Annotated in this window: 20 protein-coding genes and 1 tRNA gene; 17 read left to right on the forward strand and 4 right to left on the reverse strand. The window is 42.2% G+C overall.

Features of this window, described 5'->3' with window-relative positions:
* Positions 1-34 precede the first annotated feature (34 nt).
* From tpiA to STO1_RS02695, 10 genes are all read left to right on the forward strand, one after another.
* Complete coding sequence (gene tpiA, locus STO1_RS02650; RefSeq protein ID WP_000087900.1) at positions 35-793, forward strand: triose-phosphate isomerase; 759 nt, start codon at positions 35-37, stop codon at positions 791-793.
* 178 nt (positions 794-971) lie between these two features.
* A complete protein-coding gene (locus STO1_RS02655) occupies positions 972-2,708 on the forward strand; it encodes an ABC transporter ATP-binding protein (protein WP_000965830.1) in 1,737 nt (578 codons plus the stop codon).
* Between the two features lie 8 nt (positions 2,709-2,716).
* A complete protein-coding gene (locus STO1_RS02660; protein WP_000857081.1) occupies positions 2,717-4,498 on the forward strand; it encodes an ABC transporter ATP-binding protein in 1,782 nt (593 codons plus the stop codon).
* Between the two features lie 149 nt (positions 4,499-4,647).
* Positions 4,648-5,166 (forward strand): Dps family protein, encoded by a 519-nt coding sequence (locus STO1_RS02665; RefSeq protein ID WP_096421854.1) that lies wholly within the window; start codon positions 4,648-4,650, stop codon positions 5,164-5,166.
* A gap of 209 nt (positions 5,167-5,375) precedes the next feature.
* Positions 5,376-5,714, forward strand: a complete 339-nt coding sequence (locus tag STO1_RS02670) for a zinc ribbon domain-containing protein YjdM (protein ID WP_001061598.1) — start codon at positions 5,376-5,378, stop codon at positions 5,712-5,714.
* Between the two features lie 2 nt (positions 5,715-5,716).
* Positions 5,717-6,340 carry a Pr6Pr family membrane protein gene (locus STO1_RS02675; protein WP_084910792.1) on the forward strand — a complete coding sequence of 208 codons (624 nt, stop codon included), beginning with the start codon at positions 5,717-5,719 and terminating at the stop codon, positions 6,338-6,340.
* Positions 6,341-6,452: 112 nt separating this feature from the next.
* On the forward strand, positions 6,453-7,604 hold the full coding sequence (locus STO1_RS02680) for an MFS transporter (protein ID WP_096421856.1): 1,152 nt from the start codon (positions 6,453-6,455) through the stop codon (positions 7,602-7,604).
* 99 nt (positions 7,605-7,703) lie between these two features.
* Positions 7,704-8,453, forward strand: coding sequence for a tRNA pseudouridine(38-40) synthase TruA (gene truA / locus STO1_RS02685; RefSeq protein WP_061588344.1), 750 nt, complete (start codon positions 7,704-7,706; stop codon positions 8,451-8,453).
* On the forward strand, positions 8,443-9,216 hold the full coding sequence (locus tag STO1_RS02690) for a bifunctional hydroxymethylpyrimidine kinase/phosphomethylpyrimidine kinase (RefSeq protein ID WP_057488624.1): 774 nt from the start codon (positions 8,443-8,445) through the stop codon (positions 9,214-9,216). The genes truA and STO1_RS02690 overlap by 11 nt, the downstream gene beginning before the upstream one ends.
* Positions 9,194-9,655 (forward strand): ECF transporter S component, encoded by a 462-nt coding sequence (locus STO1_RS02695; protein ID WP_061588343.1) that lies wholly within the window; start codon positions 9,194-9,196, stop codon positions 9,653-9,655. Before STO1_RS02690 ends, STO1_RS02695 begins: the two co-directional genes overlap by 23 nt.
* Before the next feature lie 208 nt (positions 9,656-9,863).
* Here STO1_RS02695 and STO1_RS02700 read toward each other — a convergent pair whose 3' ends face one another.
* The 4 genes from STO1_RS02700 to STO1_RS02715 all read right to left on the reverse strand — a co-directional run bounded on the left by STO1_RS02700 (position 9,864) and on the right by STO1_RS02715 (position 14,614).
* Positions 9,864-10,946, reverse strand: coding sequence for a M24 family metallopeptidase (locus STO1_RS02700; protein ID WP_096421858.1), 1,083 nt, complete (start codon positions 10,944-10,946; stop codon positions 9,864-9,866).
* 127 nt (positions 10,947-11,073) lie between these two features.
* Positions 11,074-11,856 carry a lipid II isoglutaminyl synthase subunit GatD gene (gene gatD / locus STO1_RS02705; RefSeq protein WP_057488621.1) on the reverse strand — a complete coding sequence of 261 codons (783 nt, stop codon included), beginning with the start codon at positions 11,854-11,856 and terminating at the stop codon, positions 11,074-11,076.
* Positions 11,856-13,199, reverse strand: coding sequence for a lipid II isoglutaminyl synthase subunit MurT (gene murT, locus STO1_RS02710; RefSeq protein WP_061588341.1), 1,344 nt, complete (start codon positions 13,197-13,199; stop codon positions 11,856-11,858). Before murT ends, gatD begins: the two co-directional genes overlap by 1 nt.
* Before the next feature lie 98 nt (positions 13,200-13,297).
* Positions 13,298-14,614, reverse strand: a complete 1,317-nt coding sequence (locus STO1_RS02715; RefSeq protein WP_096421860.1) for an FAD-containing oxidoreductase — start codon at positions 14,612-14,614, stop codon at positions 13,298-13,300.
* Positions 14,615-14,963: 349 nt separating this feature from the next.
* Between STO1_RS02715 and STO1_RS02720 the strand changes: the two genes are divergently transcribed.
* The 7 genes from STO1_RS02720 (at position 14,964) to vex3 (ending at position 22,212) form a co-directional block, all read left to right on the forward strand.
* Positions 14,964-16,541 (forward strand): degradosome RNA helicase CshA, encoded by a 1,578-nt coding sequence (locus STO1_RS02720; protein ID WP_084939203.1) that lies wholly within the window; start codon positions 14,964-14,966, stop codon positions 16,539-16,541.
* Positions 16,542-16,822: 281 nt separating this feature from the next.
* Positions 16,823-17,611 carry a GTP-sensing pleiotropic transcriptional regulator CodY gene (gene codY / locus STO1_RS02725; protein ID WP_000940727.1) on the forward strand — a complete coding sequence of 263 codons (789 nt, stop codon included), beginning with the start codon at positions 16,823-16,825 and terminating at the stop codon, positions 17,609-17,611.
* A complete protein-coding gene (locus STO1_RS02730) occupies positions 17,611-18,186 on the forward strand; it encodes a cysteine hydrolase family protein (protein WP_061588339.1) in 576 nt (191 codons plus the stop codon). The genes codY and STO1_RS02730 overlap by 1 nt, the downstream gene beginning before the upstream one ends.
* Positions 18,187-18,266: 80 nt before the next feature.
* Positions 18,267-18,352: transfer RNA gene (locus tag STO1_RS02735), tRNA-Leu, on the forward strand.
* 377 nt (positions 18,353-18,729) lie between these two features.
* The gene (locus tag STO1_RS02740) at positions 18,730-20,007 is read left to right on the forward strand and encodes an ABC transporter permease (RefSeq protein WP_096421862.1); all 1,278 of its coding nucleotides are present in this window, start codon (positions 18,730-18,732) and stop codon (positions 20,005-20,007) included.
* Between the two features lie 127 nt (positions 20,008-20,134).
* Positions 20,135-20,782, forward strand: a complete 648-nt coding sequence (gene vex2 / locus STO1_RS02745; protein WP_000173735.1) for an ABC transporter ATP-binding subunit Vex2 — start codon at positions 20,135-20,137, stop codon at positions 20,780-20,782.
* Positions 20,783-20,832: 50 nt separating this feature from the next.
* Positions 20,833-22,212: an ABC transporter permease subunit Vex3 gene (gene vex3 / locus STO1_RS02750; RefSeq protein ID WP_061426954.1), complete on the forward strand. Its 1,380-nt coding sequence runs from the start codon at positions 20,833-20,835 to the stop codon at positions 22,210-22,212.
* Positions 22,213-22,426: the final 214 nt, after the last annotated feature.

Raw genomic sequence — 22,426 nt, forward strand, 5'->3', positions numbered from 1 at the left:
AATAGTGAATAAAATGAAAAAAGAGGTATGTGAAATGTCACGTAAACCATTTATCGCTGGTAACTGGAAAATGAACAAAAATCCAGAAGAAGCAAAAGCATTTGTTGAAGCCGTTGCATCAAAACTTCCTTCATCAGACCTTGTTGAAGCAGGTATCGCAGCTCCTGCAGTTGATTTGACAGCTGTTCTTGCTGCTGCTAAAGGTTCAAACCTTAAAGTTGCTGCTCAAAACTGCTACTTTGAAAATGCAGGTGCGTTCACTGGTGAAACTAGCCCACAAGTTTTGAAAGAAATCGGTACAGACTACGTTGTGATCGGTCACTCAGAACGTCGTGACTACTTCCATGAAACTGACGAAGATATCAACAAAAAAGCAAAAGCAATCTTTGCAAACGGTATGCTTCCAATCATCTGTTGTGGTGAGTCACTTGAAACTTACGAAGCTGGTAAAGCGGCTGAATTCGTAGGTGCTCAAGTATCTGCTGCATTGGCTGGCTTGACAGCTGAACAAGTTGCTTCAACAGTTATCGCTTACGAGCCAATCTGGGCTATCGGTACTGGTAAATCAGCTTCACAAGACGATGCACAAAAAATGTGTAAAGTTGTTCGTGACGTCGTAGCAGCTGACTTTGGTCAAGAAGTTGCGGACAAAGTTCGTGTTCAATACGGTGGTTCTGTTAAACCTGAAAACGTTGCTTCATACATGGCTTGCCCAGACGTTGACGGTGCCCTTGTTGGTGGTGCGTCACTTGAAGCTGAAAGCTTCTTGGCATTACTTGACTTTGTAAAATAATCTAGCTTATTCCAGACAGACAGTAAAAGTACTAAGTGACTTTGACTGCCTGTCTTATTTTTACTTGGAGCATTCTTGTGAAAGAGGGATTTTGCTAGACTAGGAAAGTTCCTTAGGGAAAGAAAGGCGTGCAGATGCGCGCTCTTTTCTATATCAAAAAGTTATGAAAGGGGGAGTTATGCTCTATATTTGGTCTTATTTGAAAAAATACCCCAAGTGGTTATTCTTGGATTTCTTTGGAGCGGTTTTCTTTGTTGTCGTCAATCTTGGACTGCCAACTGTTCTAGCTCGGATGATTGATGAAGGTGTGAATAAAGGGAATGAACAGCAATTGTATGTTTGGGCTGCAATTATGCTGGTGATTATCCTATGTGGAACCTTGGGGCGTATAGTCTTGGCTTATGCTGCTAGTAAGCTGACGACCAATATGGTCAAGGATATGAGAGATGATCTCTATGCCAAATTACAAGAGTATTCTCATCATGAATATGAAAAGATTGGAGTGTCTTCACTGGTTACTCGTATTACCAGTGATGCCTTTGTTCTCATGCAATTTGCAGAACAGACCTTAAAACTGGGTGTCATCACTCCTATGATGATGCTGTCTAGTATCTTAATGATCTTCCTGACCAGTCCGTCATTAGCTTGGATAGTAGCTTTTGCAGTACCTTTCTTGGCTGTGGTGGTTATTTATGTGGCTGTCAAGACTCGCCCTTTATCCGAAAAACAGCAGGCTACCTTAGATAAGATAAACCAATATGCCAGGGAAAATCTGATGGGACTTCGTGTCATTCGTGCCTTTGCCCGTGAGGAGTTTCAAGAGGAACGCTTTGCAGGGCAAAATGCAGTCTATGCAGCTAATTCCAATCGTCTGTTTAAACTAACTGGCTTGACAGAACCCTTGTTTGTTCAGATTATCATTGCCATGATTGTAGCTATTGTCTGGTTTGCTCTGGACCCTATCAAACAAGGAAGCTTGCAAATTGGGGACCTGGTAGCCTTTATCGAATATAGTTTTCACGCCCTCTTGTCCTTCCTTTTCCTATCCAATCTCTTCACCATGTATCCTCGTACATCCGTTTCGAGTGAACGTTTGAAAGAAGTCATGGAGATGCCGATTTCTATTGATCCCAATGAAGGAGGTGTCAGAGAGACAGCAACCCACGGATATTTGGAATTTGAAAATGTCACCTTTGCCTATCCTGGTGAGACGGAAAATCCTGTTTTGCACAACATTTCTTTCAGCGCTAAACCGGGTGAAACCATTGCCTTTATCGGATCGACCGGATCGGGCAAGTCCTCTCTTGTGCAATTGATTCCTCGTTTTTACGATGTCACGCTTGGGAAAATCAAGGTTGATGGTGTCGATGTGAGGGATTACCGCCTCAAGTCTCTTCGTCAAAAGATTGGTTTTATCCCGCAGAAGGCCTTGCTGTTTACAGGAACTATCGCTGAAAATATCCGCTATGGGAAGGAAGATGCTAGTCACAAAGACCTACATCAGGCAGCGGATGTGGCGCAAGCCAAAGATTTTATCGAAAGCCGAGAAGAAGGTTTTGCGACCCATCTAGCCGAAGGTGGAAGCAACCTTTCTGGAGGACAGAAACAACGTCTCTCAATTGCCAGAGCGGTTATAAAAAATCCTGATATCTATATTTTTGACGATTCTTTCTCAGCCTTGGACTATCGTACAGATGCCATTTTGCGCCGTCGTCTCAAGGAAGTAACACAGAATGCTACAGTTTTAATTGTTGCTCAACGTGTCGGAACCATCATGGATGCGGATCAGATCATCGTTCTTGATAAGGGAGAGATCGTGGGTCGCGGTCGCCATGAGGAATTAATGGAAACCAATGATATCTATCGTGAGATTGCTGAGTCGCAGTTGAAAAATGCATCTCTAACAGAAGAATAGGAGGAAATATGAAAACACAATCTAGTTTGGCTCGTTTGTGGAGCTATTTGAAAGCCTACCGTTTTTCTGTCTTTTTTGCAGTCTTTCTAAAAGTTTTAAGCGTAGTCATGAGTGTCTTGGAGCCTTTTGTATTGGGGCTAGCCATTACGGAGTTGACAAAGAATCTCTTAGATATGGCTAATGGTCTTGCAGGCGCTCGTATCAATACTGGCTACATCGGAACTGTTTTAATCATTTACCTCTTTAGAGGTCTCTTGTATGAACTTGGGTCTTATTATTCCAACTATTTCATGACCAATGCGGTTCAGTCTATGACTCAGGATCTGCGAAATGAAATGACCGAGAAAATCAATCGTATCCCAGTATCTTTCTTTGACAAACACCAATTTGGTGATTTGTTGGGACGCTTTACCAGTGATGTTGAGACGGTTTCCAATACCCTTCAGCAGTCTTTTCTGCAAATTGTCAATGCCCTTTTGACGATTGTCCTCGTCATGGGAATGGTATTATACTTGAACTTTCAGCTGGCTATAGTGGTGATTCTATCCATTCCAGTGACCTATTTTGGTGCTAGAAGCATCCTGAAACGTTCTCAGCCTTATTTTAAAGAGCAGGCGGCTATTTTAGGACGGATGAATGGTTATGTGCAGGAAAATCTCACAGGTTTTAATGTTTTGAAACTCTATGGTCGTGAGGAAACCTCGCATAAAGAATTTTCTGAGATTACGGACGACCTCCAACGTGTTGGCTTTAAAGCCAGCTTTATCTCTGGGCTCATGATGCCAGCTCTTCATGCTGTATCGGACTTGACCTATCTGATCGTTGCAGTTCTCGGTGGTTTACAGGTTATCGCGGGCCGTTTGACAGTGGGGAATATGCAGGCCTTTGTTCAGTACGTTTGGCAGGTCAGCCAGCCTATTCAAAACATCACACAACTTGCGGGTCAAATGCAAAGTGCTAAGTCTTCGCTAGACCGCATCTTCGACATCTTGGATGAGACAGAGGAAGTCAAGGGAGAAGAACTCGAAATCCTTGAACCCTTAACAGGTCAGGTGACCTTCCAACATGTTGACTTCCAGTATGTTGAAAACAAACCATTGATTCGAGACTTTAATCTAGAAGTTCAACCGGGAGAGATGGTAGCGATTGTTGGTCCGACTGGAGCTGGTAAGACAACTTTGATTAATCTACTCATGCGTTTTTATGATGTTACAGCAGGTGCAATCTTAGTTGACGGGCAGGATATTCGCCAGTTTTCACGACAAGACTACCGACGTCAGTTTGGGATGGTCTTGCAGGATGCTTGGCTTTATGAAGGGACAATCAAAGAAAACCTACGTTTTGGAAATCTTGACGCCAGTGACAAGGAAATAATAGAAGCTGCCAAAGCAGCAAATGTAGACCACTTTATCCGAACTCTTCCTGGCGGTTACAACATGGAGATGAACCAAGAGTCAAGTAATATTTCCCTCGGGCAAAAACAACTCTTGACCATCGCGCGTGCTCTCCTAGCCAATCCTAAAATTCTCATTTTGGATGAAGCGACTTCCTCTGTTGACACCCGTTTGGAACTCTTGATTCAAAAAGCCATGAAACGCTTGATGAAGGGAAGAACCAGCTTTGTCATCGCCCACCGTCTCTCTACCATTCAAGAAGCGGACAAGATTCTCGTTCTTAAGGATGGACAGATTATTGAACAGGGAAATCATGAAAGCTTGCTCCAAGCAAAAGGTTTTTATTATGACCTGTATCAAAGCCAATTTTCAAGTAAATCCGAGCAAGTCGGCTAATCAAAACTGTCCAGACTATTCTTAAATTATCAGTCTATTACAACTTTTCTCAGATAGTACACTTTTCTTGCTATCGTTTTATGGTAGTAGTATACTTATACTGTAACCACTAATAAGGTGGTTATAAAAAAAGAAAAGAGGTAAGAAATATGGTTGAATTGAAAAAAGAAGCAGTAAAAGACGTTACAACATTATCTAAAACAGCGCCAGTAGCATTGGCAAAAACAAAGGAAGTATTGAACCAAGCAGTAGCAGACTTGTACGTAGCGCATATCGCTCTTCATCAAGTACACTGGTACATGCGTGGACGTGGTTTTATGGTATGGCATCCTAAGATGGATGAATACATGGATAGCCTTGATGGTTACCTTGATGAAATCAGCGAACGCTTGATCACTCTTGGTGGCAAACCATACTCTACTTTGACAGAATTCCTTCAACACAGTGAAATCGAAGAAGAAGAAGGAGAATTCCGTAACGTTGAAGAAAGCTTGGAACGTGTTCTAGCTATTTATCGCTACCTCATCACTCTTTTCCAAAAAGCTTTGGATGTAACTGACGAAGAAGGCGATGATGTTACAAACGATATCTTTGTTGGGGCTAAGGCTGAACTTGAGAAAACAGTTTGGATGCTTGCAGCAGAACTTGGACAAGCTCCTGGTTTGTAAAATATAGTTGCTACCCCTTTTATCATGAGGTATCTGATAAGTGCCCATGACCAATCATCTTTTAAAAGTCATGTAACTGTAAACAGTTGCATGATTTTTTTGTTTGCTGGACTTAGGACACATTGTCAAAAGTAGGATTTTACGGTATAATAGTTGCTGTTCAATAACATATGAATTTTAAAGAATAATTGTTAGTTTAAGGAGGACTTATGAACAACTTACCAAATTGCCCAAAATGTAATTCAGAATATGTCTACGAAGATGGAAATCTCTTGGTATGCCCAGAGTGTGCCTATGAGTGGAATCCTGCAGAAGTTGCAGAAGTAGAAGAAGGTGTAGTTGCTATCGATGCCAATGGAAATAAACTGGCTGACGGCGATACTGTGACCCTTATCAAGGACTTGAAAGTAAAAGGTGCACCAAAGGATTTGAAACAAGGAACTCGTGTTAAAAATATCCGTATCGTAGAAGGTGACCACAACATCGACTGTAAGATTGATGGTTTTGGAGCTATGAAATTGAAGTCAGAGTTTGTTAAGAAAATCTAGCTATGAAAACGAACTACAAATTTATCTTTTATAGTCGTGTGCTCTTGTTCTTAGCGGCATTTACAGGAGTTTATTTAGAGATCACCAAGCATGGTGGTTTTGGTATGCTCCTTTACTACACAGTATTGTCCAATCTTTTGGTAACGATTTTCACGGGCTATCTGCTCCGTGTGATGAGCCGTTCAGGTGAAAATTGGCAAAGTCCGACCTTGCTTCGTCTCAAGGGTGGCGTTACCATGAGTATCATGATTACCTGTGTGATTTACCATTTTATGCTTGCTCCGATCGCGACAGACTTTTACCGTGTGGAAAATTTCCTTTGCCACTATATCGTTCCACTCTGGTTTTTAGCCGACACCCTCTTCTTTGATAAACGGGGTCAATACAAGATCTGGGATCCAGTCTTGTGGACCATCTTGCCCTTAGTTTATATGATTTTTGCCTTGTTTAACGGCCTGGTCTTAAAACTCAATATTCCGAATTCCAAGGACAATCCCTTCCCTTATTTCTTTTTAAATGTGAACAAGGGTTGGGACGTGGTCATCAAATGGTGTTTGATCATTTTTGCAGCGTATATGGTTGCAGGCTTCATCTTCTATCTGATCAAGCAAATCAAGCGAAAATAGTCTTCCTATTAGGAAAGTTAGGACGGAGTCTTTAGTTCAATCGGGCTCCTTCTTTTCTTGCCATCTTCCTTCTAAAAGGATCAACAGTGAGAAATATACAGAAAGAAAATTCATGAAACAATTTTTAGAACGGGCTAGTATTTTGGCCCTCTCCCTCGTTTTGATTACCTCCTTCTCCATCTCAAGTGCTCTGCCAGCCATGTTTGACTACTATCAAGGCTACCCTAAAGAACAAATCGAGCTCCTGGTCAGTCTCCCTTCTTTTGGAATCATGATTATGCTGGTTTTAAATGGTTTTTTGGAGCGTTTGTTTCCTGAGCGACTTCAGATTAGTCTGGGCCTTCTCATCCTCTCTATCGGTGGAACAGCTCCCTTCTGGTATCAGGAGTACAACTTTGTCTTTGCGATGCGGATTTTATTTGGCTTGGGTGTTGGGATGATCAATGCCAAGGCTATTTCTATCATCAGCGAACGCTATCATGGAAAGACACGGATTCAGATGTTGGGTCTTCGCGGATCAGCAGAAGTTGTCGGGGCATCGATTTTGACTCTAGTGGTCGGTCAACTCTTATCCTTGGGATGGACAGTGACCTTCTTGGCCTACAGTGCGGGATTTTTAGTATTGATTCTTTATCTGCTCTTTGTCCCTTATGGGAAAGAAAAGAAAGAAACAAAGAAAAAAGAGACCGAATCGACTCGTTTGACAGGAAAGATGAAAGGATTAATTTTTCTATTGGCTGTCGAAGCAGCAGTTGTTGTCTGCACCAATACGGCTATCACCATTCGTATTCCTAGTCTGATGGTGGAAAGAGGTCTAGGAGATGCCCAGTTATCGAGCTTGGTTTTAAGTATCATGCAGTTGATTGGTATCTTGGCTGGTGTGAGTTTTTCTTTCTTCATCTCTCTATTTAAAGAAAAATTGCTCCTTTGGTCAGGTATCGCCTTTGGATTGGGGCAAATTGTGATTGCCTTGTCTCCGTCATTGGGTGTGATGGTAATTGGAAGTGTTGTGGCAGGTTTTTCTTATAGTGTGGCCTTGACCACTGTCTTTCAGATTTTATCGGAGAGAATTCCAGCCAAGCTCCTTAATCAGGCAACTTCCTTCGCAGTGTTAGGATGTAGCTTTGGTGCCTTTACCACACCTTTCATTCTTGGGGCGATTGGCTTGGTGACTCAAAACGGTATGTTGGTCTTCGCCATTCTAGGCTGCTGGTTGATTGTCACTTCTATCTTTGTTATGTACGCACTTCAAAAGAGAGCTTAGGATTGGTTTCCTAAGTTTTTCTTTTTCAATTTTTTGTACCCGGACAATTTTAAATTTTGTAGCTTGTTACGAGACTACTTTCCTGATAAAATAGAAGTTATGACAAGATATAAAGCAATCATTTCCTATGACGGTTATGCCTTTGCTGGTTTTCAGCGGCAGCCTCATGCGCGGAGCGTTCAGGAAGAAATTGAAAAAACGTTAACGAGACTCAATAAGGGGCAAGCCATCACTGTTCACGGTGCTGGTAGGACTGATAGTGGGGTTCATGCTCTAGGACAGGTTATTCATTTTGACCTGCCCTATCAGATGGATGAGGAAAAACTCCGTTTTGCTCTGGATACCCAGTCTCCAGAAGATATTGATGTGATTTCGATTGAGATTGTGGCGGATGATTTTCATTGTCGTTATGCAAAACATAGCAAGACTTATGAGTTTATCGTGGATAGAGGGCGCCCCAAAAATCCTATGCGTCGTCACTACGCTACTCACTTTCCCTATCCGCTTGATGTGGAGCGGATGCAGATGGCAATCAAAAAGCTAGAGGGAACCCATGATTTCACCGGTTTTACAGCATCTGGAACCAGTGTAGAGTACAAGGTTCGCACCATCACAGAAGCGAGTTTAACAGTAGATGAGACAGGGCAGTTTTTGACCTTTACCTTTGCTGGAAATGGTTTTCTTTACAAACAGATTCGCAATATGGTAGGGACACTTCTCAAGATCGGCAACAACCGTATGCCAGTTGAGCAGATTGACCTGATCTTGGAGAAAAAAGACAGACAGCTTGCAGGTCCCACTGCGGCACCAAATGGCTTGTATTTAAAGGAGATTCGTTATGAAGAATAATCGTATTTTAGCACTTTCTGGAAATGATATTTTTAGTGGTGGTGGTTTGTCAGCTGATTTGGCTACCTATACCTTGAACGGCTTGCATAGCTTTGTAGCAGTGACTTGTTTGACAGCCTTGACTGAAAAGGGCTTTGAAGTCTTTCCAACTGACGATGCCATTTTTCAACATGAATTGGATAGCTTGCGTGATGTGGAATTTGCAGGGATTAAGATTGGTCTTCTTCCTACTGTCAGTGTGGCTGAGAAAGCCTTGAACTTTATCAAGCAACGTCCAGGAGTGCCTGTTGTATTGGATCCCGTCTTGGTCTGCAAGGAAACGCACGATGTGGCTGTCAGTGAACTCTGTAAAGAGTTGATTCTCTTTTTCCCTCATGTCAGTGTGATTACGCCAAATCTTCCTGAAGCAGAATTGTTGGCGGGTCAGGAAATCAAAACTTTGGAAGATATGAAAGCTGCAGCGCAGAAATTGCATGATTTAGGAGCGCCAGCAGTCATTATCAAGGGAGGCAATCGCCTTAGTCAGTCCAAGGCTGTAGATGTCTTTTATGATGGACAAAGTTTTACTGTCCTAGAAAATCCTGTTATCCAAGGACAAAATGCTGGTGCAGGTTGTACCTTTGCCTCAAGCATCGCCAGTCACTTGGTTAAAGGGGATGAACTTTTACCAGCAGTAGAAAGCTCTAAGGCTTTCGTTTACCGTGCTATTGCACAAGCAGATCAATATGGAGTAAGACAATATGAAGCAAACCAAAACAACTAAAATCGCCCTTGTATCCCTCTTAACCGCCCTTTCTGTGGTTCTAGGTTATTTCTTAAAGATTCCAACACCAACAGGCATTCTAACTCTCTTAGATGCGGGTATCTTCTTTGCAGCCTTCTACTTTGGTAGTCGTGAAGGGGCTGTGGTCGGAGGTCTAGCAGGTTTCTTGATTGACCTCTTATCAGGCTATCCACAGTGGATGTTCTTTAGCTTGATCAACCATGGCTTGCAGGGATTTTTCGCAGGATTTAAAGGAAGATGGCAATGGCTAGGCCTTATCTTAGCTACTATTGCGATGGTAGGAGGCTACGCCTTGGGTTCAACTTTGATGAATGGCTGGGCAGCAGCCCTACCAGAAATCCTACCAAACTTCCTGCAAAATATCGTGGGAATGGTTGTAGGGTTTGTGCTTAGTCAAAGTATTAAGAAAATTAAGTAAAGCGGCTGGAGAAAAGTTCTAAAAATCAGAAAAACGCATAATATCAAGTGTTGAAAAACCTTGATACTATGCGTTTTATTGTGGGAAGATTTTATACTCTTCGAAAATCAAATTTAAACCGCGTCAACGTCGCCTTGCCGTACTCAAGTACAGCCTGCGGCTAGTTTCCTAGTTTGTTCTTTGATTTTCATTGAGTATTAGATGAATATTAATCAAAATAAAGCAAGTCTTTGCTGGTGCTTGTAAAGAGGTCAAAGCCATCCTTGGTAACAACACCACAGTCTTCGATACGAATGCCGACTTTACCAGGGATATAGATACCTGGTTCAACAGAGAAGCACATGCCTTCTTCAATGACCATGTCATTTCCTTCCATGATAGATGGGAATTCGTGGACATCCATACCGATACCGTGACCGAGACGGTGGTTAAAGTACTCACCGTAACCAGCTTTTTCGATGACTTCACGGGCAGCGCGGTCTACTTCATGAGCAGTCACACCAGGTTTGATAAAGTCAAGAGCAGCTTGTTGGGCTTCAAGGGTCAAGTTGTAAATATCTTTCTTGAATTGGTCTGGTTTGCCGACAGCGACTGTACGAGTCATATCTGATGCGTAGCCATTGACCATAACACCCAGGTCAAAGAGGAGAAGGGCGTCTTTTTCGACCTTGTTTGCACCAGGAATTCCGTGTGGATTTGCAGCATTATCACCAGTCAATACCATGGTATCAAAACTCATTTCATAGCCTTCACGTTTTAAGGCGAAGTCGATTTGGGCAATGATATCTGTCTCTGTTTTATCAAGAGAGATATTGTCAAAACCAACTTTTACAGCCTTATCAGCATAGAGCCCTGCAACCATCATTTTTTGCACTTCATCAGTTGATTTGATGAGGCGCATGCGTTGGATGCGAGGAGTGAGGTTTTCAAACTCAGCAGTTTCAAAAACTGTTTTCAAACCATGGTATTTTGTCAAGATGAGATTGTCAAACTCAACAGCGACACGTTTGAAGTCGCGCTGTGGCAAGGCATTTTTGATTTTTTGCCATGGATTTTCAGAATCCACATAGCCCACTACTGGGAAAGAAACAGTGCTGCTTGCACGCTCCACTTCAAGGGCTGGGACAAAAAGGAGAGGTTCCCGGTCCGCTAGGACAAAGAGGAACATTTGGCGTTCATGGGGATCACTGTAAAAACCAGTGAGGTAATTAATAGTGACGGGGTCAGATACGACAGCGACGTCTAGTTTTTCTGATTCAAGGTATGTTACGATTTGTTGTAATTTAGACATATGCTACCTTCTTTCTACCTCTCTATTTTGGCAAAAAAAGAGAGAAAATGCAAGAGAGAAGGGTAAAAGAACAGGCAAAAAGAACTCCGACAAGATAGTGGAGTTCTTTTATCTAATTTTCCTTAGTTTAAGAAAAGTCAGCCTTGCTTTTCACGTCGCTGTATTCTTCAGCGATTTCTTGACTGAGAATATCCTCATAGGCAGGGAGTTGGATGTCCTGACCGTATTTTTTCTTGAGAGCAGTAGTGACTAAGCGATAAGCTAGATTGGCATTACGAGAGAGGATAGGCCCGTGGAAGTAAGAACCAAAGACATTCTTATAATGAACCCCTTCGCCGACCTTTTCTTCGTTATTTCCATTTCCATAGACTACCTGTCCCAGTGGTTTTTGGTCATCTGAGAGGAAGGTACGGCCCTGATGATTTTCAAATCCATAGTAGGTTTCATCGAATTCGTCATTGTGAATCTTGATGTCGCCGATAAAGCGGTTATTGGTCTGGTTGAGGGTGTAGTGACCCATGACTCCTAGACCTTGGATGCGCTTGCCTGAGGCTTCAACATAATATTGCCCCAATAGTTGGAAACCACCGCAGATAGCTAGAACTACACCGTCGTTTTGAATGTAGTTGTCAATGCTCTCTTTTTTAGCAGGTAGGTCTCCTGCGATAATACTTTGTTCAAAGTCTTGACCGCCACCGAAAAAGGCGATATCGTAGTGATTTTCGTCAAAGTCATCATGGAGAGAAACGATGTCAACCGTTACATGAGCCCCCAGCTTTTCAGCCACATACTTGAGCATAAGGATGTTTCCATTGTCTCCATAGGTATTCATGAGGTTCCCATAGAGGTGGGCGATGTTGAGCTGATAAGGGTAGTTGCCAGCTTTTGAGGAAAGTGAAGTATAAACCATTAGTTCATCTCCTTTCTAACAATCTGACGACTAGCCAGCAGTTCGCGGAATTCCAGCATGGCAGTATAGGTAGCTAGGATATAAGCATGCTTGCAGTCTTGCTTCTCAATGGTTTTGAGAACTTGCTCCAGATTACTTGTCTCAGTGATTTTATCAGCTGGATAGCCAGTCACCCGAAGACGACGAGCAATTTCAGAATGCCGAACACCGCCAGCGTTGATTTCAGGGATATCCATGTCAGTGATTTGTTCAAAGTCCGCATCCCAGATCCAGCTAGTGTCAATTCCATCTGCATAGTTGGCATTAAGGAGGACAGATAGGCTAAATGGGTAAGGAGCTAGTTTGATCATCTCGATAGCCTGAGTTGCACCGACTGGATTTTTAATCAAGACAAGGGTGCATTCCTTATCACCGATATGGAAGGTTTCCTGGCGTCCAAAGACAGCACGGCTTTTGTCAAATCCCTGCTTGATGAGTTGTGAATCGGCACCGAGGAAACGGGCAATAGCGACCGCAGCAAGGGCATTGTAGATATTGTAGAGTCCACCGATTTGGATTCCGTATTCTTGTCCGTCAATGACAAAGCGAGAGTGATTGTTAGTCAATTCAACCAATTCTGTCAGACGGTAGTCCAAGTCAGGACGTTTGCAACCACAATTTTCACAGATATAGGCCCCCAAGTTGGCATAGGTATTGAGTTCATATTTGAGGATGCCTTGACAGTCAGGGCAGAGAATACCTTCGGTATTGTAGTGAGCCCGTTGGGCTGGCCCTTTTTCCAAGTCAAAACCAAAATATTGTACAGGATTTGGAATAGCTGGCTTGTAGAAAAGCGGACTGTCACCATTGAGGAGAACTGTAGCCGTAGGCACTTTACGGATGGCATCCAAAATCATGTTATAAGTCGTGTAAATCTCACCATAGCGGTCCATCTGGTCACGGAAAATATTAGTGATGACAAAAAGGCTAGGGTGGATGTAGTCACAGATACGAGATAGACTGGCCTCGTCAATTTCTAGGACTGCAATGTTTTTTCCAGTTTTAGACGATTTGGCAGTCAAGAAGGTCGTTGCGATTCCTGTAATCATGTTGGCACCGCTTGGGTTAGTAAGAACCTGACCATAAACTTCTTTTAAAATGCCGACAGTCAGGGCGGTTGTCAGGGTTTTCCCATTGGTTCCAGTGACCACGACAATCTCGTAGTTCTTAGCTAGGTTTTGTAAAATATCTTTATCAAATTGGAGGGCAAGTTTTCCTGGGAGCGTACTTCCGCGGCCAAGACGGCTTAAAACGAAGTGAGAAGAACGCCCAGCTAGGAGGCCCAAAGTAGTTTTTAATTTCATGTTTCTATTATATCATAAAAGAAAGAAAAGACAGATTTGAGATTTCGCAGAAACAAAAACAGCCCGATGAGGGCTGTGAGATAAGATAAGACTTCAACTTAAATCGCAAACAAGTCATTCAAGTTCTCAGCCAAGGTTGGGTGAGTGAAGATTTGTTTTGTGAAGTAAGTGTAAGGGATCTTGTTGTCCATAGCAACAGTGATGATGTTGATGATTTCTTGAGAACCTTCTGAGAAGATAGTTGCACCGAGAATCTCTTTTGTTTCAGTATTGACAACAGCTTTGAAGGCTCCGCGAAGGTCTCCATTTACGTGACCACGAGGCATAGTAGCAACAGGGATTTCCTTAACAGCGTAAGGGAGTTTCAAATCAGCTGCTTGGCTTTCCGTCAAGCCAACTTGAGAAAGAGCTGGTGTGATGAACATGGTGTTTGGTACATTGAGACGGTCTTCAAGTGTGTAGCTGCCATCTCCAGCAAGGTAGCTGTAGACAACACGGAAGTCATCAAGTGAAATGTAGGTGAATTGAAGTCCACCATTGACGTCTCCAACTGCAAAGACACCAGGAACGTTTGTTTGGCAGTGTTTGTCGACCTTGATAGCACCACGCTCCGTTAGTTCAATATCTGTATTTTCAAGTTGAAGTGGTTCTACATTCGGTTTACGTCCAGTTGCGTAGAGAAGGGCATCGAAACGGTAAGTTTCCTTTTCAGTTACGACGAGGACTTGATCACCGTCGTTTTTGATTTCAGTAGTATGGATGTTTTGAAGCAATTCAATACCGTCTTCTTCCATGTATTGTTTAGCAAGAGCTGCGATGGAAGGTTCTGCACGAGGAAGGAATGTATCCAAGGCATCTAGGACTGTGACTTTGCTACCAAGTTTGTTGTAGAGTCCAGCAAATTCAAGACCGATGTTTCCACCACCAAGGACTCCAAGTTTTTCAGGCAATTTGTCCAAGTTTTGGATACCTGTTGAGTCAAAGACATTTTTACTTGTAGCAAGTCCAGGAATTGGCAAGACGTTTGAAACAGCGCCAGTGTTGATGACGATTGTTTCAGCAGTCATTTCTTGTTTTTCGTCACCAGCCTGGATCTCGATCACCTTATTTGACACGAAATGTGCCTCTGCATCAATGACATCAACGCCATTATCGGCCAACATTTTATAATTTTTAGCGTTAAGACGACCAGTCACCGCACCACGCTCTTTCATGGTATCGTCAAATGACCAGCCCTTTTCAGCCGCTACAATCATAGTCTTGGTTGGGATACAAGCAATATTAATGCAAGTACCACCATACATCGCTTTACTGCGCTCGATGACAGCAACTTTTTTTCCAGCCGCATTCATCTTAGCAGCCAAAGTCTTACCGGCTTTACCAAATCCAATGATAATTAAATCGTATGTTAACATTTTTAAATCCTCCTATTCGCATTTCATTCTAGCACAAGAAAAAAACTTTTGCACAATTCTGCTACGGGAAATGAAGTGAGCTTGAAATGGTCCCTTCAAATCCTTTGAAAAAGAAGTTTCAGGCCACTTTACTGTTAGAAAATCGTTTACATGATTTTCCTTAAAGATTCTACTATCTTTTGCCCCGCTCTTGTGTTATACTAGATAGGTTGCAAAGAAACTCGTACTTTTCTTTCGTGGAAAAGAAGCAACACGGTATCTCGTTTTTTAAGAAGATACGTCATGAAAAGAAAAGTATATACTAAGCGCTATAGGGTGGCTTCGCACCATCTTTAGAAAGAAGAAAAACGTGAAATTTAATGAATTTAACTTGTCTGCTGATTTGCTAGCAGAGATTGAAAAAGCTGGATTTGTAGAAGCAAGTCCCATCCAAGAACAGACCATTCCATTGGCTCTTGAGGGAAAAGACGTTATAGGTCAAGCCCAGACTGGTACAGGGAAAACCGCGGCCTTTGGCTTGCCAACCCTTGAAAAAATCCGTACAGAAGAAGCAACTATTCAAGCCTTGGTCATCGCTCCAACTCGTGAACTCGCTGTTCAAAGTCAAGAAGAACTCTTCCGCTTTGGTCGTAGCAAGGGAGTGAAAGTTCGCTCAGTTTACGGTGGTTCGAGCATTGAAAAACAAATCAAAGCTCTTAAGTCTGGTGCCCATATCGTTGTAGGAACACCAGGTCGTCTCTTGGACTTGATCAAACGCAAGGCTTTGAAATTGCACGATATTGAAACCCTCATCCTGGATGAAGCGGACGAAATGCTCAACATGGGCTTCCTTGAAGACATTGAAGCCATCATTTCCCGTGTCCCTGAAAATCGTCAAACCTTGCTCTTTTCAGCAACGATGCCAGATGCTATCAAACGTATCGGTGTTCAGTTTATGAAGGACCCTGAGCATGTCAAGATTGCTGCCAAGGAATTGACAACAGAATTGGTGGATCAGTACTATATCCGTGTCAAGGAACAAGAGAAATTTGATACCATGACACGTCTTATGGATGTGGAACAACCAGAGCTTGCTATCGTATTTGGTCGTACCAAACGCCGTGTAGATGAATTGACTCGTGGACTTAAAATTCGTGGCTTCCGTGCAGAAGGAATTCATGGTGACTTAGACCAAAATAAACGTCTTCGTGTCCTTCGTGATTTTAAAAATGGGAATCTTGATGTTCTAGTTGCGACAGACGTGGCAGCACGTGGTTTGGATATCTCAGGTGTGACCCATGTCTACAACTACGATATTCCACAAGACCCTGAAAGTTACGTTCACCGTATCGGTCGTACAGGTCGTGCTGGTAAGTCAGGTCAATCTATTACTTTCGTAGCACCAAATGAAATGGGTTACCTTCAAATCATCGAAAACTTGACTAAGAAACGCATGAAAGGCTTGAAACCAGCAACAGCAGAAGAAGCCTTCCAAGCTAAGAAACAAGTAGCGCTCAAGAAAATCGAACGAGACTTCGCAGACGAAGCCATTCGTGGGAACTTTGAAAAATTTGCTAAAGATGCTCGTAAATTGGCTGCAGAATTTAGTCCAGAAGAATTGGCTATGTATATCTTGAGTCTGACTGTCCAAGATCCAGACAGCCTTCCTGAAGTGGAGATTGCGCGTGAAAAACCACTGCCATTTAAACCATCAGGTAATGGATTCGGTGGCAAAGGTAAGGGAGGTCGTGGAGGCCGTCGTGGGGACGACCGTCGAGACCGTGATCGCCGCGGCAATGGTCGCCGTGATGACTTCAAGAAAGGCAGTCGCGGGAACGATCGTTTTGATAAAGACAGACGTTATCGTAATAAAGACAATAAAAAACCTCACAACACTTCAAGCGAAAAGAAAACCGGCTTTGTTATTCGTAACAAAGGAGACAAATAGAAAAAAGCGATTCACAGTGTGAATCGCTTTTATATATAAGGAGACCGATAGTAAAAGAAGATGGTGATAGTAAAGGATAGGTGAAACGGAAAGGGATTTATCATGTCATCTTCTTATAATATTATAATATAAAAAATAAAATAGGATGTCAATAAAAAAATCGCTTTTTTCTAAAATATTTTTGCTGTTCAAAATTGCAATTAAATAAGCAATTTTCAGATAATAATTGAAAATTCACGCTCTTTATGTTATAATGGTAGCGATTAAATGCGAGGTAAAAAATGGCACACTTATTAGAAAAAACAAGAAAAATTACTTCTATTTTGAAACGCTCAGAGGAGCAACTTCAAGATGAACTTCCTTACAATGCGATTACACGCCAGTTGGCAGATATTATTGATTGTAACGCTTGTATTGTGAATAGCAAGGGACGCCTTTTAGGCTACTTCATGCGTTATAAAACGAATACAGATCGTGTAGAGCAGTTTTTTCAAACTAAGATTTTTCCAGATGATTATATTCAAGGTGCAAACATGATCTATGATACGGAAGCCAACCTTCCTGTTGAACATGATTTGACCATTTTCCCTGTAGAGAGCCGTGCAGATTTTCCAGATGGTTTGACGACCATTGCTCCGATTCATGTATCAGGGATTCGCCTAGGTTCGTTGATCATTTGGCGCAATGATAAGAAATTTGAAGATGAAGATTTGATTCTTGTTGAGATTGCGAGCACGGTGGTAGGGATTCAACTGCTGAACTTCCAACGTGAAGAGGATGAGAAAAATATTCGCCGTCGTACTGCTGTTACCATGGCGGTTAATACCCTTTCCTATTCAGAACTTCGTGCCGTATCAGCTATTTTAGCTGAGTTGGATGGAAATGAAGGGCAGCTGACTGCATCAGTTATTGCAGATCGTATTGGCATTACGCGCTCAGTGATTGTCAATGCGCTTCGTAAATTGGAGTCGGCGGGAATTATTGAGAGTCGTTCATTAGGAATGAAGGGGACTTATCTCAAAGTTCTAATTGGTGATATTTTTGAGGAAGTGAAAAAGAGGGACTACTAATGACAAAGGCTTTAATCTCGATTGACTATACAGAGGATTTCGTAGCAGACCATGGAAAGCTAACTGCTGGAGCACCTGCTCAAGCAATATCAAAAGCCATTGATCAGGTAACCAGATTAGCTTTTGAGCGTGGGGACTATGTCTTTTTTACCATTGATGCTCATGAGGAGAAGGATACATTCCACCCAGAAAGCAAGCTTTTTCCACCGCACAACATCATCGGAACTAGTGGGCGTAACCTTTATGGCCCCCTAGCTGATTTTTATGCTGAGCATGAGGCGGATAGTCGTGTCTTTTGGATGGACAAGCGTCACTATTCAGCATTTTCAGGAACGGACTTAGATATCCGTTTGCGGGAACGTCGGGTTGATACTGTTATCTTAACAGGTGTTTTGACGGATATTTGTGTTCTTCATACGGCTATTGATGCCTATAATTTAGGTTATCAAATCGAGATTGTCAAGCCTGCAGTTGCCTCTATTTGGCCAGAAAATCATCAGTTTGCTCTTGGTCATTTTAAGAATACTCTGGGAGCCAAATTGCTAGATGAAAATCTGTCTGAAATGAAAGAATGATTCCCTTGGAAAAATGAAAAAAATCTGAAAAAAGTGTTGACAAAGATTTTGAAAGTTGATATACTAGTAAAGTAATCGACGCGGGGATGGCGGAATTGGCAGACGCGCAGGACTAAGGATCCTGTGACCGCTTTAGGTCGTGAGGGTTCAAGTCCCTCTCTCCGCATAGGGTAAGAGTTAGCTTTGGCTAGCTCTTTTTGTTTTTACAAAGAAGACTAGAGGCTACGTTTCGTATATCGAAAAATATTGGCATCAAGAACAGTCATTGTATCAGAAAATTTAAACTGAGTTTTCCATTTCATCCTATCAAGAATTTTCTCAGACACAAGTCAGAAAATGAAGAACTTAGGAAATGGAAAATGCTAAGCTGAAAGACGGTGCCAGCATTTATAAAATGGAGTATATTTTTGATTGATAAAACGTATTCCATATGAGAAAAGTTAGTGTTCGCTAGCTTTTTTGTTTTTTTCAAAAAAATTTTTTGATTTCATAAACATTTCATATTTGGATTTTATAATAGTCTTACAAATATGGAGGTGACAAATGAATCCAATCCAAAGAGCTTGGGCTTATGTCAGCAGAAAACGACTGAGAAGTTTTATTTTATTTCTGATTTTATTTGTCCTTTTAGCAGGAATTTCAGCCTGTTTGACTCTGATGAAGTCCAACAAAACAGTAGAAACGAATCTTTACAAATCACTCAATACCTCTTTTTCTATTAAGAAGATAGAAAATGGTCAGACTTTTAAGTTGTCGGACTTATCATCCGTGAGCAAGATTAAGGGACTGGAAAATGTCTCTCCTGAACTCGAGACGGTCGCAAAACTGAAAGACAAGGAAGCGGTGAGTGGTGAGCAGAGCGTCGAACGTGATGACTTGTCAGCTGCAGACAAGAATTTAGTTAGCTTAACAGCTCTTGAGGATTCATCCAAGGATGTTACCTTTACTAGTTCGGCTTTCAATCTAAAAGAAGGCCGACACCTTCAAAAAGGGGATTCCAAGAAAATCCTGATCCACGAAGAGTTGGCTAAGAAGAACGGTCTTTCGCTTCATGACAAGATTCGCTTGGATGCTGGTCAGTCAGAATCTGGAAAAGGACAGACAGTTGAGTTTGAAATTGTCGGTATCTTTTCTGGTAAGAAACAAGAAAAATTCACAGGCTTGTCTTCTGACTTCAGTGAAAACCAAGTCTTTACAGACTACGAAAGTAGCCAAACCCTTTTGGGAAATGGTGAACCACAAGTCAGTGCAGCCCGCTTCTATGTAGAAAATCCTAAGGAAATGGACGGACTCATGAAGCAGGTGGAAACCTTGGCTTTGGAAAGTCAAGGTTACCAAGTTGAGAAGGAAAACAAGGCCTTTGAACAAATCAAAGACTCAGTGGCAACCTTCCAAACCTTCCTCACCATCTTCCTTTATGGGATGTTGATAGCTGGAGCAGGAGCTTTGATTTTGGTCTTGTCTCTCTGGTTGAGAGAAAGGGTCTACGAAGTGGGGATTCTTCTGGCACTTGGAAAAGGCAAGAGCTCGATCTTCCTCCAGTTCTGTTTAGAGGTAGTTTTGGTATCACTTGGAGCTTTGCTTCCAGCATTTGTTGCAGGAAATGCCGTTACATCCTATCTGCTCCAAACTGTCCTAGCCAGTGGAGATCAGGCAAGCTTACAGGACACGCTGGCCAAAGCAAGCGGTCTATTAACTAGTCTCCTATCCTTTGCAGAATCCTATGTCTTTCTGCTCTTGATTGGTTGCTTGTCTGTAGCCCTTTGTTTCCTATTCTTATTTAGAAAATCGCCTAAGGAAATTTTATCATCTATTAGTTAATACTCTTCGAAAATCAAATTTAATCCGTGTTAGCTTTATCTGCAACCTCAAAGCTGTGCTTTGAGCAACCTGCGGCTAGCTTCCTAGTTTAATCTTTGATTTTCATTGAGTATAAGAAGGAGAAATCATGACTTTATTACAATTGCAAGATGTTACCTACCGTTATAAGAACACTGCTGAAGCAGTTTTATATCAGATCAAGTATAATTTTGAACCTGGAAAATTTTATAGTATCATTGGTGAGTCAGGAGCAGGAAAATCCACTCTCTTGTCCCTACTGGCTGGTCTAGATAGCCCTGTTGAAGGTTCTATCCTTTTCCAAGGAGAGGACATTCGGAATAAGGGATATTCTTATCATCGCATGCACCATATTTCCCTGGTCTTTCAAAATTATAATTTGATTGATTACCTTTCTCCGCTGGAAAATATCCGCTTGGTCAACAAAAAGGCCAGCAAGGATACTCTTCTTGAACTTGGTCTGGATGAAAGCCAGATCAAGCGGAATGTTCTCCAGTTATCAGGTGGGCAACAACAACGTGTTGCCATTGCTCGCAGTTTGGTCTCAGAAGCTCCAGTTATTCTAGCTGATGAGCCAACAGGAAATCTGGACCCTAAAACTGCTGGAGATATTATCGAACTGCTCAAATCACTTGCCGAGAAAACAGGTAAATGTGTGATCGTCGTCACCCACAGTAAAGAAGTGGCACAAGCGTCAGATATTACACTTGAATTGAAGGATAAGAAACTGACTGAAACTCGCAATACTACAAAATAAGATGAGCTTGTTTTGATAGAATTATGAAATCAAATCTAGAAAGGGAACCTATGTTACACAACGCATTTGCCTATGTTACAAGGAAGTTTTTCAAATCGATTGTTATCTTCCTGATTATTCTCCTCATGGCGAGCTTGAGTTTGGTCGGCTTGTCGATCAAGGGAGCTACTGCCAAGGCTTCTCAGGAGACATTTAAAAATATCACCAATAGCTTCTCCATGCAAATCAATCGTCGCGTCAATCAAGGAACGCCACGTGGTTCTGGGAATATCAAGGGTGAGGATATCAAAAAAATCACCGAAAACAAGGCCATCGAGTCTTATGTTAAACGCATCAACGCCATCGGGGATTTGACTGGATATGAACTCATCGAAACGCCAGAAACCAAGAAAAATCTCACTGCAGACCGTGCCAAACGGTTTGGAAGCAGTTTGATGATTACAGGTGTCAATGACTCCTCTAAAGAAGATAAGTTTGTCTCTGGCTCATATAAGCTGGTTGAAGGTGAGCACCTGACCAACGATGATAAGGACAAGATCCTCATGCATAAGGACTTGGCAGCCAAACATGGCTGGAAAGTTGGAGATAAGGTCAAATTGGACTCTAATGTCTATGATGCAGACAATGAAAAAGGTGCCAAGGAAACAGTCGAAGTGACAATCAAGGGGCTCTTTGATGGTCACAATAAGTCAGCAGTAACCTATTCACAAGAACTCTATGAAAATACAGCTATCACAGACATTCACACAGCTGCAAAACTTTATGGATACACAGAAGACACAGCTATTTATGGGGATGCAACCTTCTTTGTAACAGCAGACAAGAACTTGGATGACGTCATGAAAGAGTTGAATGGTATCAGTGGTATCAACTGGAAGAGCTACACACTTGTGAAGAGCTCCTCTAACTACCCAGCTCTAGAGCAATCCATCTCTGGTATGTACAAGATGGCCAACCTCCTCTTCTGGGGTAGCTTGAGCTTCTCAGTTCTTCTCCTTGCACTCTTGCTCAGCCTTTGGATCAATGCTCGTCGCAAGGAAGTGGGAATTCTCCTCTCTATCGGTCTCAAGCAGGCAAGTATCTTGGGGCAATTCATCACCGAATCTATCCTGATCGCCATCCCTGCTCTCGTTTCGGCTTACTTCCTAGCCAACTACACAGCTCGAGCAATCGGAAATACTGTTCTTGCCAATGTCACTTCAGGTGTTGCCAAGCAAGCCAGCAAGGCTGCTCAAGCCTCTAATCTTGGTGGTGGTGCAGAAGTAGATGGCTTTAGCAAGACCTTGTCGAGCTTAGATATTTCCATTCAGACATCAGACTTTATCATCGTCTTTGTCCTTGCTCTGGTTCTAGTGGTTCTCGTTATGGCTCTTGCCTCAAGCAATCTCCTCAGAAAACAACCAAAAGAGCTCTTGCTCGATAGCGAATAAAAAACTTGCTACCTATTCTCCCCTAAATGGGGTATAATATAGGTAGCATTTTTATCTGTTTTGTCTTGATAAGGACTCTTCGAAAATCTCTTCAAACCACGTCAGCTTCACCTAGCCGTATATATGTTACTGACTTCGTCAGTTCTATCTACAACCTCAAAGTAGTACTTTGAGCAACCTGCGGCTAGCTTCCTAGTTTGCTCTTTGATTTTCA

Source organism: Streptococcus oralis subsp. tigurinus (genome assembly GCF_002356415.1).
GTDB lineage: Bacteria > Bacillota > Bacilli > Lactobacillales > Streptococcaceae > Streptococcus > Streptococcus oralis_F.